14 protein-coding genes are annotated in these 14783 nt (G+C 66.5%); 9 read left to right on the top strand and 5 right to left on the bottom strand.

The window, feature by feature from the left end:
* The first annotated feature begins 7 nt into the window (after positions 1–7).
* Positions 8–493, top strand: a complete 486-nt coding sequence (locus SMD10_RS02370) for a F0F1 ATP synthase subunit B family protein (RefSeq protein ID WP_331684038.1) — start codon at positions 8–10, stop codon at positions 491–493.
* Between the two features lie 294 nt (positions 494–787).
* Here the strand turns inward: SMD10_RS02370 and rnhB are convergent, their stop codons facing one another.
* Together rnhB and SMD10_RS02360 are read right to left on the bottom strand one after the other, a co-directional pair.
* Complete coding sequence (gene rnhB, locus SMD10_RS02365; protein WP_331684037.1) at positions 788–1408, bottom strand: ribonuclease HII; 621 nt, start codon at positions 1406–1408, stop codon at positions 788–790.
* Between the two features lie 394 nt (positions 1409–1802).
* Entirely contained in the window at positions 1803–2960 is a 1158-nt protein-coding gene (locus tag SMD10_RS02360) for a PA0069 family radical SAM protein (protein ID WP_331684036.1), read from the bottom strand.
* Positions 2961–3093: 133 nt separating this feature from the next.
* Here SMD10_RS02360 and SMD10_RS02355 point away from each other — a divergent pair, with 133 nt between their 5' ends.
* The gene (locus SMD10_RS02355) at positions 3094–3621 is read left to right on the top strand and encodes a glycosyl transferase family 2 (RefSeq protein WP_331684035.1); all 528 of its coding nucleotides are present in this window, start codon (positions 3094–3096) and stop codon (positions 3619–3621) included.
* Positions 3622–3634: 13 nt separating this feature from the next.
* Here the strand turns inward: SMD10_RS02355 and SMD10_RS02350 are convergent, their stop codons facing one another.
* From SMD10_RS02350 to SMD10_RS02340, 3 genes are all read right to left on the bottom strand, one after another.
* Positions 3635–4534 carry a 4-(cytidine 5'-diphospho)-2-C-methyl-D-erythritol kinase gene (locus SMD10_RS02350; protein ID WP_331684034.1) on the bottom strand — a complete coding sequence of 300 codons (900 nt, stop codon included), beginning with the start codon at positions 4532–4534 and terminating at the stop codon, positions 3635–3637.
* 10 nt (positions 4535–4544) lie between these two features.
* Entirely contained in the window at positions 4545–6371 is a 1827-nt protein-coding gene (locus tag SMD10_RS02345; RefSeq protein WP_331684033.1) for a tetratricopeptide repeat protein, read from the bottom strand.
* Between the two features lie 181 nt (positions 6372–6552).
* A complete protein-coding gene (locus tag SMD10_RS02340) occupies positions 6553–7557 on the bottom strand; it encodes a polyprenyl synthetase family protein (RefSeq protein ID WP_432757158.1) in 1005 nt (334 codons plus the stop codon).
* A 353-nt stretch (positions 7558–7910) separates the two neighbouring features.
* Here SMD10_RS02340 and SMD10_RS02335 point away from each other — a divergent pair, with 353 nt between their 5' ends.
* The 7 genes from SMD10_RS02335 (at position 7911) to glyS (ending at position 14694) form a co-directional block, all read left to right on the top strand.
* On the top strand, positions 7911–8129 hold the full coding sequence (locus SMD10_RS02335; RefSeq protein ID WP_331684032.1) for a putative signal transducing protein: 219 nt from the start codon (positions 7911–7913) through the stop codon (positions 8127–8129).
* Positions 8116–8925 carry a tRNA1(Val) (adenine(37)-N6)-methyltransferase gene (locus SMD10_RS02330; RefSeq protein ID WP_331684031.1) on the top strand — a complete coding sequence of 270 codons (810 nt, stop codon included), beginning with the start codon at positions 8116–8118 and terminating at the stop codon, positions 8923–8925. The genes SMD10_RS02335 and SMD10_RS02330 overlap by 14 nt, the downstream gene beginning before the upstream one ends.
* A 97-nt stretch (positions 8926–9022) precedes the next feature.
* Positions 9023–9898, top strand: a complete 876-nt coding sequence (locus tag SMD10_RS02325; RefSeq protein ID WP_331684030.1) for a S49 family peptidase — start codon at positions 9023–9025, stop codon at positions 9896–9898.
* 85 nt (positions 9899–9983) lie between these two features.
* Positions 9984–10166 carry a hypothetical protein gene (locus tag SMD10_RS02320; RefSeq protein ID WP_331684029.1) on the top strand — a complete coding sequence of 61 codons (183 nt, stop codon included), beginning with the start codon at positions 9984–9986 and terminating at the stop codon, positions 10164–10166.
* A gap of 122 nt (positions 10167–10288) precedes the next feature.
* The gene (locus SMD10_RS02315) at positions 10289–11233 is read left to right on the top strand and encodes a glycine--tRNA ligase subunit alpha (RefSeq protein ID WP_331684028.1); all 945 of its coding nucleotides are present in this window, start codon (positions 10289–10291) and stop codon (positions 11231–11233) included.
* A 149-nt stretch (positions 11234–11382) separates the two neighbouring features.
* The gene (gene ypfJ, locus SMD10_RS02310) at positions 11383–12273 is read left to right on the top strand and encodes a KPN_02809 family neutral zinc metallopeptidase (protein ID WP_331684027.1); all 891 of its coding nucleotides are present in this window, start codon (positions 11383–11385) and stop codon (positions 12271–12273) included.
* A gap of 87 nt (positions 12274–12360) precedes the next feature.
* A complete protein-coding gene (gene glyS, locus SMD10_RS02305) occupies positions 12361–14694 on the top strand; it encodes a glycine--tRNA ligase subunit beta (protein ID WP_331684026.1) in 2334 nt (777 codons plus the stop codon).
* The last annotated feature ends 89 nt before the right edge of the window (positions 14695–14783 follow it).

Below are 14783 nucleotides of genomic sequence, written 5' to 3'. Positions count from 1 at the left end.
GCAGTCAATGTTTGCAGAAGCGGCATTCTGGGCGACCGTCGGCCTGCTCGTTCTGGTTGGCGTGGCCGTTTATTTCAAAGCCCCGGCCATGATGATTCGGTCTCTCGACGCTCGTGCGGATCAGATCCGCAACGAGATCGAGGAAGCGCGCGAGCTCAAGGAAGAGGCCAAGCAGCAGCTGGCCGAATTCCAGCGTCGCCGCCGCGAGGCGGAAGACGAGGCTAAGGAGATCGTGGCTTCGGCCAAGCGGGAAGCCGACGCGATCGTCGAAGAGGCACGCGTCAAGAGCGCCGACTATATCGCGCGTCGCACGACGATGGCTGAGATGAAGATCTCCCAGGCCGAAGCTGACGCGGTGGCCGACGTGCGGTCTTCGGCCGTCGATATCGCCATAGCCGCAGCGGCCAAGCTGATCGCCGAGCGCAACGGCGCGGCGAAGGACGACCGGTTCTTCGAGCAGTCGATCGCCGAGGTCCGCAAGCGGCTTCAGTAGTCCGGCGGACCTCGTCACGGACGGCCGTCATGGCGGCTGCCGAAATTCATTCTTATCGAATTGGCGAGCGGCCCGTCGGGCTGCTCGTTTTCGTTTGGAGCCGTCGACGCGGACGTTCGCCTCTATTGCAGGTGCCGTAGGCTCGCGGCTTCGCGGCAATCTCTCGCGGTCGGCCTGCTTCATCCGTATCGAAGGAATGGGAAGTCCATTGCGGCGGCGTCATCGTCGGCCGTCGCGTCGCTGATCCACTCAACGTCGGGTGCCGCCGCTATCTCTTGAGCGGCTTCCTTTGCCTCATTCTGCCGCGGCAAGAAGATCGGGGCGCAGGGGTCTGAAGCTCATGCGGTGGATCGAGCAGGGACCGAGCCGGCGCAGGGCGTCGAGATGCTCGGCCGTGCCATAGCCCACATGACGGCGAAAGCCGTACCCCGGAAACACGTCGCAGGCGCGCCGCATCATGGCGTCGCGTACCACCTTGGCAACGATCGACGCGGCGGCGATCGACACGGATCGCGCGTCCCCGCCGATCACGGCGGTCCCCCGGCTGCCGACGCGCGGCGGCACGTCCCGGCCGTCGATCAGGACGTGGCAGGGTTGCTCGTCCAATGCGGCGAGCGCGCGGGTCATGGCGATGAGCGTGGCGCCCCGGATGTTGTAGCGGTCGATTTCCAGCGCGTTGGCGGACGCGAACGACACCCGCGCAACGGAAAGCAGCTCGGCGAAAAGGGCTTCCCGCACTTCGGCGGTGAGCTTCTTGGAATCGTTGAGCCCGGCCGGAATACGCTTCGGATCGAGAATCACCGCGGCGGCGACCACCGGTCCGGCGAGCGGCCCGCGGCCCACCTCGTCGACCCCCGCGACCAGCCGTGCACCCTTGGCCAGCCGTTCTTCCTCGAGGGTGAAGGTCGGCGCCAACACTTCGATCCTGGCGGTCTTCGGCCGGGCCTGCTTGGCGCCGGCCGTATCCTTCGTGCGCGCTGCGGCGGCCGCCTTGCCCGCCGCCTTCGGCTGGGGCGAAGAAAAAAGAGAATCGGAGGAATGGCGAGTCATGATGCGGCAAGACTCGCGCATTCTCCGATTCTCCACAAGGCCCGCCGCATCGAGGGGTGGGGATGAGCGGGCGAATGTTTGCCTCCGTCGGGCATCTCACACAGCCCGTCCGAGCACCGCTTTGCGACCGCAACACCGGTGCCGGTTCGGCCGGTTCGGCGTATAAATTTGTCGCCGCTCGATCCGGCAGCATCCCAACTTTAGCCTTCGGCCGGGATCTGTGCGCCCGGCCGGAGCCCGGCAGACGACAGCAGTGCTTCTAGAGCAGGGACAGTTGCACGCCGCTGCCCTTCGGAGCGGTAAAGAGATCGGTGCGCAACGGCGTGCGACCCCGGTTCAGGCCGAATCGCTCGGAGGCGATCTCGAACCGGCGTTTAATCTGAAAGGCGTAGGGCCCCTTGCCGCGCATCCGCTTGCCCCATTCCGAATCGTAGTCCTTACCGTCCCGCATGGAGCGGATCAGCGTCAGGACATGCCGGTACTTGTCGGGATAATGGCGCAGCAGCCAGTCCTTGAAGATGGGGCTCACCTCTAAAGGCAGCCGCAACAGGATATAGCCGGCCTCCTTGGCCCCGGCGGTGGCGACCGCCTCCAGCAGGCGCTCGATCTCGTGATCGGTGAGTCCCGGGATGATCGGCGCGGCCATCGCCATCGTCGGAATTCCGGCCTCGCTTAGGAGCCGGATCGTTTCCAGGCGCTTTTCCGGCGTTGCCGCTCTCGGCTCCATCGCGCGGGCGAGCGTCCGGTCGAGCGTCGTCACTGACAGAGCGACCCGCGCCAGGCCCTTGGCGGCCATCCGCGACAGGATGTCGATGTCGCGTGCGACGAGCGCCGACTTGGTGACGATGCCGACCGGATGGTTGGCCGCCTCCAGCACCTCCAGGACCTCGCGCATGACACGCCAAGTCTTCTCGATCGGCTGATACGGGTCGGTGTTGGTGCCGATGGCGATGGTGCGCGGCTGATAGGTCGGCTTCGACAGCTCGTCCTCCAGAAGTCGCGCCGCATTCGGCTTGGCGAACAGTCTGGATTCGAAATCGAGGCCCGGCGACAGTCCCATATAAGCGTGGGTCGGCCGGGCGAAGCAGTAGACGCAGCCATGCTCGCAACCACGATACGGATTGATCGACCGGTCGAAGGAAATGTCCGGAGAGGTGTTACGCGTGATGACCGTCTTCGGCCGCTCCACCTGAACCTCGGTCTTGAAGGCGGGCAGTTCGTCGAGCGTCTGCCAGCCGTCGTCGAAGACGTGGCGGGACATCGGCTCGAAGCGCCCCGACGGATTGACGCCGGCGCCCCGCCCGCGCCGCCGGTCGAACCCAACCCGAAGCCCGGACTCGGCAATGATGTGGTTGGCGATATCGACGCCACCCGGCGCCGAGAACGCGGCGCTGTCGGCGGCCTGGACCTCTTGCATGGGATTACCTCCCGTTTCGGGTCTAGTGTTGTGAACAAAGTCCTAACATCGAGATGAGAACATTACAAGAACATTCTTGCGGCCGGTTTGTTCCCGCTGTTCATGGAACCGTCATTTGGATAGACGGGACGTCATGTTGAGCGTCTTGATCGAAGTGGGTGAGGAGCCCGGGCCGCTGGCCGCCAGCCTTCTCTCGCTGGTGCCCGGAGCCGTCGAGGGAATGGTGCGCGACGTCGTGGTGCTGGATCGCGGTCTCGGCGAAGAGGCGCGTGCTGTTGCGGAGGAGGCCGGCTGCCGGATCGCCGAGGGGGAGAGCATGGCCGGTACGATTTCGGCGGCGCGCGGCGAATGGCTTTTGTTGCTATGCGTCGGTGCGCGTCTCAGTCCCGGCTGGATCGAGGCGGTCGGCAACCACTTTTCGTTCGGACATGGAGCCGGGCCGCGTCCGGCGCGGTTTTCCAGGTCGTGGGAGGGCCGCGGGCTCAGCCGTTTCCTCGATCCGTTCGCGTGGTGGAGCCCGCCGCTTTCCTGCGGCCTGATTTTGTCGAAAGGCCAGGCGCTGTCGAAGGCCGGAAACGCGCGCTCGCTCGCGGATCTCGCCAAAGGCGTGGCCTCGGTGCGCCTCGATGCGGCGATCCGTCCCTACGCCGCCCAGCCTTAGCGTCCGGTACTCGTTACCCCGTCCCGCGCAAAGTGCTCGGCAATACCCACCAATGCGGATGCTCGGCACCGATCGCGGTGGCCGCGTCGTGCGCGGCATCCTTCGTCGCAAACAGGCCGAAGATGGTGGCGCCGGAGCCCGACATGCGCGACAGAAGGGCGCCTGCCTCAGTCAGCGCCTTGCGGGCCTCGTCGATCGCTGGCGCGATCGAGAGCGCCGGCTCTTCGAGATCGTTGCGCGCCCCCGCCAGGTAGGCGACCAGGCTCTCGATCGTCGGCCAGCCGCCGGCGACCGACGGGAGCGGCGCATTCTGCCGTTTCACGAGGCGACGGAACACCTCCGGCGTCGCGACCGGGACTCCCGGATTGACCAGGACGACGGGAACCCGCGGAAAGGCCGGCAGAGCCTGCCCGATTTCGCCGACCCCTTGAACGCGCGCGGGATGTCCGGCCAGGCACATCGGCACGTCGGCTCCAAGGCCCAGGCAGGCCGAAGCGAGATCGTCGCGGAGCCCTGGATCGGCTTCTGCGAGAAGCGCCAGCAGCGCCGCGGCGTCGGCCGACCCGCCGCCGAGGCCGGCGGCGACCGGCAGGCGCTTTTCGAGGGTGATGGAAAGGGGACCGATGCGGGTGCCTCGGGTGGCCGCGCAGTGGCGTGCCAGGTCAAGTGCTCGCATCACGAGATTGTCGGCCGCCACGCCGTCCAGGGCGGGCGCGAACGGCCCGATCAGGGTCAGTCGGTCGCAAGCGGATGGAGCGACAGCGAGCCGGTCGCCATGCTCTGCGAAGGCGACCAGGCTGTCGAGTTCATGAAAGCCGTCGGCCCGTCGGCCCGTCACATGCAGCGCCAGATTGACCTTGGCGGGCGCAAAACCTTGGCGCTCCGCCGAGCGGGTTGGGTCGACCGCGCTCACGGCCTCGGCGTCAGTCGGCGCTCTGCGGCTGGGCTACGGGCTTCTCGGCGTTGGACGCACGATCGTCGGTCCGGTCGGTGCCGGCAGGCGCGTCAGGCCGTTTCTCGACCGGTCCGAGCCCGTCCTGCAGCTTTTCGGCGATGCTCGTCATCTGCTCCGGCTCGGGTTTCGGATCGCCGCCCAAAGCCCGCTGCCATTGAAAATGCGCCTCGCGCTTACGGCCGACCCGCCAATAGGCATCGCCCAGATGATCGTTGATCGTGGGGTCGACCGGATTGAGCAGAACCGCCCGCTCCAACTGCTCGACGGCATCGTCGAAGCGGCCGAGCCGATAATAGGCCCAGCCGAGCGAATCGATGATGTAGCCATCGTTCGGCCGCAGATCGACAGCCGTCTTGATCATCTCCAGGCCTTCTTCCAGGTTGCGGTTCATATCCACCCAGGAATAGCCGAGATAGTTCAGGACTTGCGGCTGGTTCGGCACCAGCTTGAGCGCCTGGCGGAAATTCGGCTCCGCCTTGTCCCATTCGCCCAGCCGCTCGTAGGCGATGCCGCGCTGATAGAACACGTTCCAGTTCTGCTCGTCCGTGTCGTCGGCGAGGTCGACCGCCTTGTCCAGCACCTCGGCCGCGCCGGCATAGTCCTTGTCGGCCGCGAGCACGTCGGCAAGCGCCAGATGAGCCTGAAGATCGTCCGGATATTGCTCGAGCGCGCGCCGAAGATGGGTCTTCGCCTCGTCCTTGCGCTCCGCATACCAGAGGTCGAGGCCCATCTGCAGATCGGCGTTGCGCCGTAGGGCCGAATCCTCCGGGATCTTCTCGTAATAGGAAATCGCCTGGTCGAGGCGATCGCCGCGTTCGGCGATGCCGGCCAGGGCCGTCAGCAACGTATCGTCGGCCGGCGCGATGGCATGAGCCAGCTGGAAGTAGAGAAGCGCGACCTGCTGACCCTCGCCGCGATTGATGGCCTGGCCGAGAATGTAGAGGGTTTCGGCCACTCCCTGGCGCACGCTGGTCACGGGCGCTTCGATCGTCTCGCCGGCCTCGATGCGCTCACGCAGGCGCAGCAGCGGATCGTAGGCGGCGGCGATCGCCAGACCCTTGTCGATCGCGGCAAGCGCGGCGTCGCGCTGGCCTTCGCGAGCCTCGATCCGGGCGAGCGCCTCGGCTGCGGAGAGATAGGCATCGGGCGAGGTGCGGGCGTCCGTCTCGTCGTCGAGCACGGCGTTCAAGGCCTGGCGGGCGATCTCGCGCCGTTCGGCAAAGCCGGCCATCAGGCCCTTCTGGTACTGGTTGAAGATCGGGTACCAGGGCACCCCCTCAAGCTCGTCCAGACGCTGCAGGGCCTTGTCCACATCGCCGGCGCCGACCTCGGCCCAGGCCGACAGATGGCCGAGCAGCAACGCATCCAGGTCGCTGAGGTCGCTGATGTCGAATTCTTTCAGGGCGCTGTCGAACTGGCCCCGGCGCAATGCATCGATGCCCATGGCGATCCGGGCGACCTTGCCGGCCTCGGTCGAATCCCGAAGCTTTGCGGCGAGTTGCACCCCCTCGTCGAACCGGCCTGCGGCGAGGAAGGCGAACATGGCGTCCTGCTGCAACTCCGGCGCAGTCGGATCCATCTTCAGCGCCTGCTCGTAATAGTCGGTGGCGGCCGTCAGATCGCCGGCCAGCTGCGCCGCCTTGGCGGCCAGGTAGGCGCCGGAAAGGCTCTGGGTTCTCAGATCGATGCGCGGCGTCTGGGTGCTGTCATTAGCTGCGGCCGAAGCGCCGCCGACGGCGGATGCGATGGCGAGGGCACCGACGCAAACCAGCGGAAAAAGGCGCGATATCTGCACGTTCCGTTCCTTCCGAGAGGTGTCGCGCGGCAACGTTCGCGAATGCCGCATGAAAGCGCTGTCTTTGCTGGTCGGACGGCAGCGCTTCGACGCGCTGTCCTCTCCGCCAGGACTGTCCGTTTTGAATGCGCACCATGACGATTTTGCGACTCAGGGCAAGGCCCGTGGTCGGCTCGTCGGGTCAGGTGACGCGGTCGATACAGAATTCGACCACCTGAAGCAGCGCATCGCGGCTCTCCGAGGCAGGCAGCGCCTCCGCCGCCTGATAGGCCAGACCGCCATAGTGGCGAGCCCGCGCGACCGTATCGCGCAGCGCGCCATGACGCTGCAGCAGAGCCGTGGCCTGGGCGAGCGCGCTCTCGTCCGTGCGGCCTTCCTCCATCGCCTCGCGCCAGAACGCCTTTTCGGAGTCGGTCCCGCGCTGATAGGCGAGGATGACGGGCAGAGTGATCTTGCCCTCGCGGAAGTCGTCGCCGGTGTTCTTGCCGAGCATGACCGACGTCCCGCCATAGTCGAGAACGTCGTCAACGAGCTGGAAGGCGAGGCCAAGATTGAGGCCATAGCTGCGCATCGCCTCGCGCAGGGCAGTGCCCGCATCGGCGATGACAGGCCCGACCTCGGCGGCCGCGGAGAACAGCGCCGCGGTCTTCGCCTCGATCACCGAGCGATAGTCGGCTTCGGTCGTGGTCAACTTCTTGGAGGCGGCGAGCTGCCAGACCTCGCCCTCCGCGATCACGGCGGAGGCGTTGGACAAGATTTCCAGGGCGGTCAGCGAGCCGACTTCGACCATCATCTTGAAGGCTTGGCCGAGCAGGAAGTCGCCGACCAGCACGCTGGCCTGATTGCCCCAGATCATCCGGGCGGACTGCTTGCCCCGGCGCAGATCGCTCTCGTCCACCACGTCGTCGTGGAGCAGTGTGGCGGTGTGCATGAACTCGACGCTCGCCGCCAGCTTGATATGGCCCTGGCCGCGATAGCCGCAGGCCAGAGACGCCGCGATCGTCAGCATGGGGCGCAGGCGCTTGCCGCCCGACGAGATCAGATGTTCGGCGATCTGCGGGATCAGTTCGACATTGGACCCGGCCATGGCCAAGATCAGCGCGTTGACCTGATCCATGTCGGGCGCCGTCAGCTTGACGATCGGATCGATGCCGCTTTGCGGTTTGATCTCGCTGGCGAGGCTCACAATCTCACTCCGTTGATTGCGTCGGAATAGCGGTCCGGCGCGGCGGGGGCAAGCAGGAACTTGGGTCGAACGTTTCTCGGAAAGCAGGAGATCGTCATCATCCACCATCCTTGCCTCTTTGCTTCAGGCCTGCAAGAGCACCTGCAGTCGCTTGCGACGCTCGCATTCCGCCTGGTGCCTGCCGACGGCAATGACCGGACGCGAAGGGTCGTTCCAGATTTTAAGCGTCGAAAAGCCTTGGAATTCGGCATCGGGCAGGGCCATCGATCGCGAAACGGAAAACCCGATGTCGTTTTTCTGCCTCGAGCCGGTACAATGACGCTGCGGGGTTCGAGAGGGAGAAGTACCATCGAATGGAAGAATTGATCCGCTCCAACGACGCCGTGTTGATCAGCTTCGTCGAGGCACTGCTGAAGGATGCCGCCATCCCGCATTTCGTGGCCGACGGCCATATGAGCATCCTCGACGGCTCGATCGGGGTCCTGCCGCGCCGTGTCATGGTCGATCCGGAGCGGGCCGAGCAGGCGCGCCGGCTCCTGCGCGATGCCGATCTCGGTCATGAGCTCTCCTGAAGCCGATCGCAGCGCTGCCACGGCCGGGCTCGAAACGACGCTCGACGGGTTTTTCGGAGGCCGCTTCCAGCTTTTTCAGCCGCGGGGCGCCGGCCATCGCGCCGGCCTCGATGCCATGCTGCTGGCGGCGACCGTCGGCGCGAGCCAGGTCGGCCATGCGGCGGATCTCGGCGCCGGCACCGGTGTCGTCGGCTTCGCCGCTGCGGCGCGCGCGTCGATGCTCGACATGGCGCTGGTCGAGATCAATCCGTCGATGGCCATGCTGGCGCGGCAGTCGATCGAGGTGGCCGACAACGCCGGCCTCGCGCCCCGGCTGAGAGTGATCGAGACCGATGTTCTGGCCACCCGGCCGGGTCGGGAGGCGGCGGGCCTGTTCGACGAGAGCTTCGATCTCGTCCTCAGCAATCCGCCGTTTCATGAGGCCAGGGGCCGGCGGTCTCCCGATGCCCTGCGCGCCGAGGCCCGGCACATGGAGGGTACCGGCTTTCTGGATCGCTGGGTGCGCACTGCCGCCGCACTTCTGAAGTCCCGGGGCCGTCTTTCGATGATCGTGCGGCCGGAGGTCGTCGGCGAGGTGCTTGCGGCCGCCCAGGGTCGGCTCGGCGATCTCGGGCTGGTGCCCGTCCATGCGCATCCTGCCAAACCGGCGATCCGACTGCTCGTCAGCGCCCGCAAAGCGTCGCGAGGCGGGCTTTCGCTGTTGCCGCCGCTGGTGCTGCATGGGCCGGACGGTGGATTGACCCCGCTGGCCGAGGCAATCGCCGAGGGGACCGCGGACATCGCCGTCGACGGCTGAGCCGACGATATCCTTTTGCCGCGCCCCCTCGTTGCGAAACCCGGCGGCATACTTACATGGCAAGCCACGTCAATCTGCTGCAAAAGGGCGCTTTCGCGTGGCCAACACTCTCACCCGCTATCTTCCCGCCCGGTTCCGCAAGGACACCGTCCCGATTCCGGTGGTCCGGATGAGCGGCACGATCATGGCCGGCGGTGGCCGGCTGCGCAGCGGCCTGTCGCTGGCCACGGTGGCGCAGGCGCTCGACAAGGCGTTCTCCGTCAAGAAGGCGCCGGCCGTCGCCATCCTGGTCAATTCGCCGGGCGGCTCGCCGGTGCAGTCGCGCCTGATCTTTCAGCGCATCCGCGATCTGGCGGCCGAGAAGGACAAGCAGGTGCTGGTGTTCGTGGAGGATCTCGCGGCCTCCGGCGGCTACATGATCGCCTGCGCCGGCGACGAGATCATCGCCGATCCCTCGTCGATCGTCGGCTCGATCGGCGTGGTGTCCGGCTCCTTCGGCTTCGTCGAGGCGATGCACAAGCTCGGCGTCGAGCGGCGCGTCTATACGGCGGGCAAGAACAAGGTGACCCTCGATCCCTTCCAGCCGGAAAAGCCGGAGGACGTCGAACATCTGAAGACGCTTCAGATCGAGGTGCACCAGACGTTCATCGACCTCGTGAAGGAGCGTCGCGGCGCCCGGCTGTCCGACGATCCCGATCTCTTTTCCGGCCTGTTCTGGTCCGGCAAGCGGGGCCAGGACCTCGGCCTCGTGGATCGGCTCGGCGATCTTCACGGCGTGATCCGGGAGCGCTTCGGCGACAAGGCCAAGCCCTCTCTGGTTCAGCAGGCGCGGGGATGGTTCGGCCGGCGGACGCCGGCGATTGCCGGCCTCGGTCTGTTCGGACTGGACGGCGAGACGATCGGGGCCGGCGCTGCCGAGGCGCTGATTTCGGTCGCCGAGGACAAGGCGCTCTGGACGCGCTACGGTCTGTGAGTTCGTCACGGCGGCCGGACGCCGGCTGCTTTACTTGCCGAATCGCGAGGAGCATAGTCGGCGCAGGAACGGTCAGGGCCAGATCATGCCGCAGTTTATCTTTCTCGGCCTCGTCGGCGCCGCAGCCTATCTCGGCTACAAGCGGATGAAGCAGGAGGCCACCCGCGTCATGGAACGCAACCGGCGGACCGAGGCCGAAAGCCGCACCGGGGCGCAGGGCACGCTGGTGCGCGGATCCGACGGCGTCTATCGGCTGAAACGCGACTGACGCGCGTCGGCGCGTCGACATCCAGCCGATTCGCTTCGCTTTCGGCTTGACCGCTTCTCCCCGCCCATGGCAACCCGCTCATCCGTGTCCGCCCTCGGGCCGCATGAGAGGAAAGCGCCGCCATGTCCGCCATCGCCCCCCATATGGATCCCCGCCGCTCGTTCCAGGGCCTGATCCTGACCCTCCAGCGCTATTGGGCGGACTATGGCTGCGTCGTGCTGCAGCCCTATGACATGGAGGTGGGTGCCGGCACCTTCCATCCGGCGACGACGTTGCGTGCGCTGGGGCCGAAGCGGTGGAACGCCGCCTATGTCCAGCCGTCGCGCCGGCCGAAGGACGGGCGCTATGGCGAAAACCCGAACCGCTACCAGCACTACTATCAGTTTCAGGTGATCCTGAAGCCCAATCCGTCGAACCTCCAGGAGCTCTATCTCGGCTCGCTCGACGCGATCGGCATCGATCCGCTGCTCCACGACATCCGCTTCGTCGAGGACGACTGGGAGAGTCCGACGCTCGGCGCCTGGGGGCTCGGCTGGGAATGCTGGTGCGACGGCATGGAGGTGTCGCAGTTCACCTACTTCCAGCAGGTCTGCGGCATCGAATGCGCGCCCGTGGCCGGCGAACTCACCTATGGGCTCGAACGGCTGGCGATGTACGTGCAGGGGGTCGACAACTTCAGGGACATCAACTTCAACGGCCGCGAGGGCGAGGAGAAGGTCACCTATGGCGACGTCTTCCTGCAGGCCGAGCAGGAATATTCGCGCTACAATTTCGAGCTCGCCGACACGGCCATCCTGCATCGCCATTTCGACGAAGCCGAACAGCAATGCGCGGCGATCCTTGCGGCCGGCGCACCGAACGGCAAGAGCACTCTGCATGCCTGTGTCTTCCCGGCCTACGACCAGTGCATCAAGGCCTCGCACGTCTTCAACCTGCTCGATGCGCGCGGCGTCATCTCGGTCACCGAGCGCCAGAGCTACATCCTGCGGGTTCGCACGCTGGCGAAGGCCTGCGGCGAGGCATTTCTCCTGACCGAGGCCGGCGGAGCCACAGCGGCCGCTGCCTGACCGAATACGGGGGCGGCAGGACCCTTCCACGACCGAACGGCCCCGCTCCGGCGCCGACTTACAGGCGCATCCCATCGCGGGCGGGTGATGGTGGCACCAAATCGCCCCTGCTGCGTTCATGCTCCGACCCACGGAGTCAGGAGAGTGCGATGGAGTGGCGCGGGCGGCGGATGTCTCGCAATGTTCAGGACCGGCGGGGCGCCAGCTTCGGCGGCGGCGGAGGCGGCGGGATGCGCATCCCGGTCCGCGCCGGCGGCGGAGGCGGCATCGGCCTGCTGATCGTCATGGCGGTGCTGTGGCTCGGCTTCGGCGTCAATCCCCTGTCGCTTCTCGGCATGATGAACGACGGCGGCAGCAGCTATCAGACGAGCGGCAGCCAGGGGCCCGGTGTCGAAGGCACCGCCGACGAGACGGACGATTTCGTCGCCACCGTGCTGGCCGATACCGAGGACGTCTGGAACAAGCGCTTCGCCAATGCCGGCGAGGACTATCCCGAGCCGACCCTGGTGCTCTTCACCAACGTCGTCCAGTCGGCCTGCGGCACGGCGAGCGCCGCCACCGGGCCGTTCTACTGCCCGAACGACCGCAAGCTCTATCTCGACCTCAATTTCTTTCAGCAGCTTCGTAATCAGCTCAATTCGCCCGGCGACTTCGCGCAGGCCTATGTGATCGCGCACGAGGTCGGCCATCACGTGCAGAACCTCACCGGCATCCTGCCGCAGTTCAACCAGGCGCGGCAGCAGATGAGCGAAGCTCAGGCCAATGCGATGTCGGTGCGCGTCGAGTTGCAGGCGGACTGCTATGCCGGCATCTGGGCGCACGACACCGACAGCGCCGGCTATCTCGACGACGGCGATATCGATGAGGCGCTGAATGCGGCTGGCGAGATCGGCGACGATACCTTGCAGAAGCGCAGCCAGGGCGTGGTGGTGCCCGACTCGTTCACTCATGGCACGTCGGCGCAGCGTCAGACCTGGTTCCGCCGCGGCTACCAGAGCGGCGACATGAACGCCTGCGACACCTTCTCGGGCGACATCTAGGGCGACGAAATCGCACGCGAGCGCTTGCAATTCGTCAGGACGCGTGGTGTCAACGCGCCACGCGTCCTTCCTTTTGCTTGAATCGCCATGCCCGACCTTTTGATCGAACTCCGCTCCGAGGAAATTCCCGCTCGCATGCAGCGCAAGGCTGCCGGCGATCTCAGGAAGCTGGTGACCGACGGTCTGGTCGATGCCGGTCTGACATATGAGGGCGCGCGCGAATACTGGACGCCGCGCCGGCTCGCGCTGGATGTGCGCGGCGTGACGGCGAAGTCGAAGGACGTGGCGGAAGAGCGCAAGGGGCCGCGGGTCGACGCGCCGCCCAAGGCAATCGAAGGCTTCTTGCGCGGCGCCGGCCTCGCTTCCGTCGACGAGGCGGAGGTCCGATCCGATCCGAAGAAGGGCGATTTCTACGTCGCCGTGGTGCGCAAGCCCGGCCGCACGGCCGAGGCCATCGTCGCGGATCTGATGCCGGGGATCGTCCGCGATTTCCCCTGGCCCAAGTCGATGCGCTGGGGGGCGGCCTCGCGGCAGCCGGGCAGCCTGCGCTGGGTGCGCCCGCTCCATTCGATCCTCTGCACTTTCGGCCCCGAGACCGAGGAGCCGGTGGTGGTCGAATTCGAGGTGGATGGGTTGAAGTCGGACCGGATGACGGTGGGCCACCGCTTCCATGCGCCCGACGAGATCCGGGTCCGCCGCTTCGACGACTATGCGGCGAGCCTCGATCGCGCCTTCGTGGTGCTCGATGCCGAGCGCCGCAAGGACATGATCCGCCACGATGCGGAGAACCTGGCGTTCGCCAAGGGCCTGGAAGTGGTGCCCGACGAAGCGTTGCTCGAGGAAGTGTCGGGGCTCGTGGAGCGGCCGGTGACGCTGATGGGCGAATTCGACGAGGCGTTTCTCGATATCCCGCCCGAGGTCGTCCAGCTCACCATCAAGGCGAACCAGAAGTGCTTCGTCACGCGGCCGCATGGCGGCAACGGGCGGCTCGCCAACCAGTTCGTCCTGGTCTCCAACATCGCGGCCAAGGACGGCGGCGCCGAGATCGCGCGCGGCAACGGCAAGGTCGTGGCGGCGCGGCTCTCCGACGCGCTCTATTTCTGGGAAACGGACCAGGGCGACCTGCCGGATCTCTCCAGCCTCAAGCCGTCGGCGGACAAGCTCGGCCTCGATCTGTCGAAGCCGCTCGACCAGCGCATGGCCAAGCTCGATGCGCTGGGCGTCACCTTCCATGCCAAGATCGGCACGCAGGGCGAGCGCGTCCAGCGCATCGCTGCGTTGGCCGAGACGATCGCCGAGACGCTTTGGCCGGACGGCGCGGAGCTTGGTGGTGAAACGGTCTCCGTCGATACGCTGAAAGGCCTGGCGCGGCGTGCGTCACTGCTCGCCAAGGCGGACCTGACCACCGAGATGGTCGGCGAATTTCCAGAGCTGCAGGGCCTGATGGGGCGGTACTATTCCGCTCTGCAGGGCGAACATCCGTCCGTCCAGGCGGCGGTGGAGGAGCATTACAAGCCGCTCGGCCCCTCGGATCGCGTGCCGACCGATCCCGTCGCGATCGCGGTGGCGCTCGCCGACAAGCTGGACATCCTCGTCGGCTTCTGGGCGATCGACGAGAAGCCGACGGGGTCGAAGGACCCGTATGCCCTGCGCCGCGCCGCACTGGGCGTCATCCGGCTAGTGCTGGAGAATGGGCTGCGCCTCCGGATGACGGCATTGAGCGCGTCGAGCGATCTCCTCTCCTTCTTCCACGATCGGCTGAAGGTGCAGTTGCGCGAATCCGGCGCTCGGCACGATCTCGTCGATGCGGTGCTCTCCAGCGGGCGGGACGATGCCGCTTCGATCTCCCCCCTCGTGGGGGAGATGCCTGGCAAGGCAGAGGGGGGGCGAACCCAGGACGCCGACGCCGCAGTCCCCCCCTCTGGGCTGCCGCCCATCTCCCCCACCAGGGGGGAGATCAGCCAATCGGAGAAGGAAAGCTCGGCATCGGCCTTCGCGCGCGACGACCTCTTCGACATCACCCGTCGTGTCGCGGCGCTGGGCGCCTTTCTCGACACCGAGGACGGGCAGAACCTGCTTGCGGGCTTCCGTCGCGCCGCCAACATCCTGGCGGCGGAAGAGAAGAAGGGCACGCGCATCGCCGGGAGCGTCGATCTGTCGCTTCTCGCCGAGCACGAGGAAAAGGCTCTCGCCGGCGCGATCGACCGGGCGGAACTTCAGCTCGACGAAGCATTGAAGGTCGAAAACTACGAGCACGCCATGGCCGCGTTGGCCGATCTGCGCGCGCCCGTCGATGCGTTCTTCGACAAGGTGCTGGTCAATGCCGAGGACGAGGCCGTGCGCGCCAACCGTTTGGCTCTGCTCACGCGGATCCGCGAGGCGACGCAAAAGGTTGCCGACTTTTCTCGCGTCGCCGGCTGACCGCCGGCTCCTGATTCGGCTCTGATTCGACTTCGATATTGCGGCGCGGCGCGGCTGCTTCCGTGAAGCTTGCCGCAAGCTTGCTCTGC

The organism is Consotaella aegiceratis (genome assembly GCF_036541425.1).
GTDB classification, from domain to species: domain Bacteria; phylum Pseudomonadota; class Alphaproteobacteria; order Rhizobiales; family Rhizobiaceae; genus Consotaella; species Consotaella aegiceratis.
Note: the sequence above shows the minus strand (reverse complement) of the source record. Positions and strands in the feature narration are given on the sequence as shown.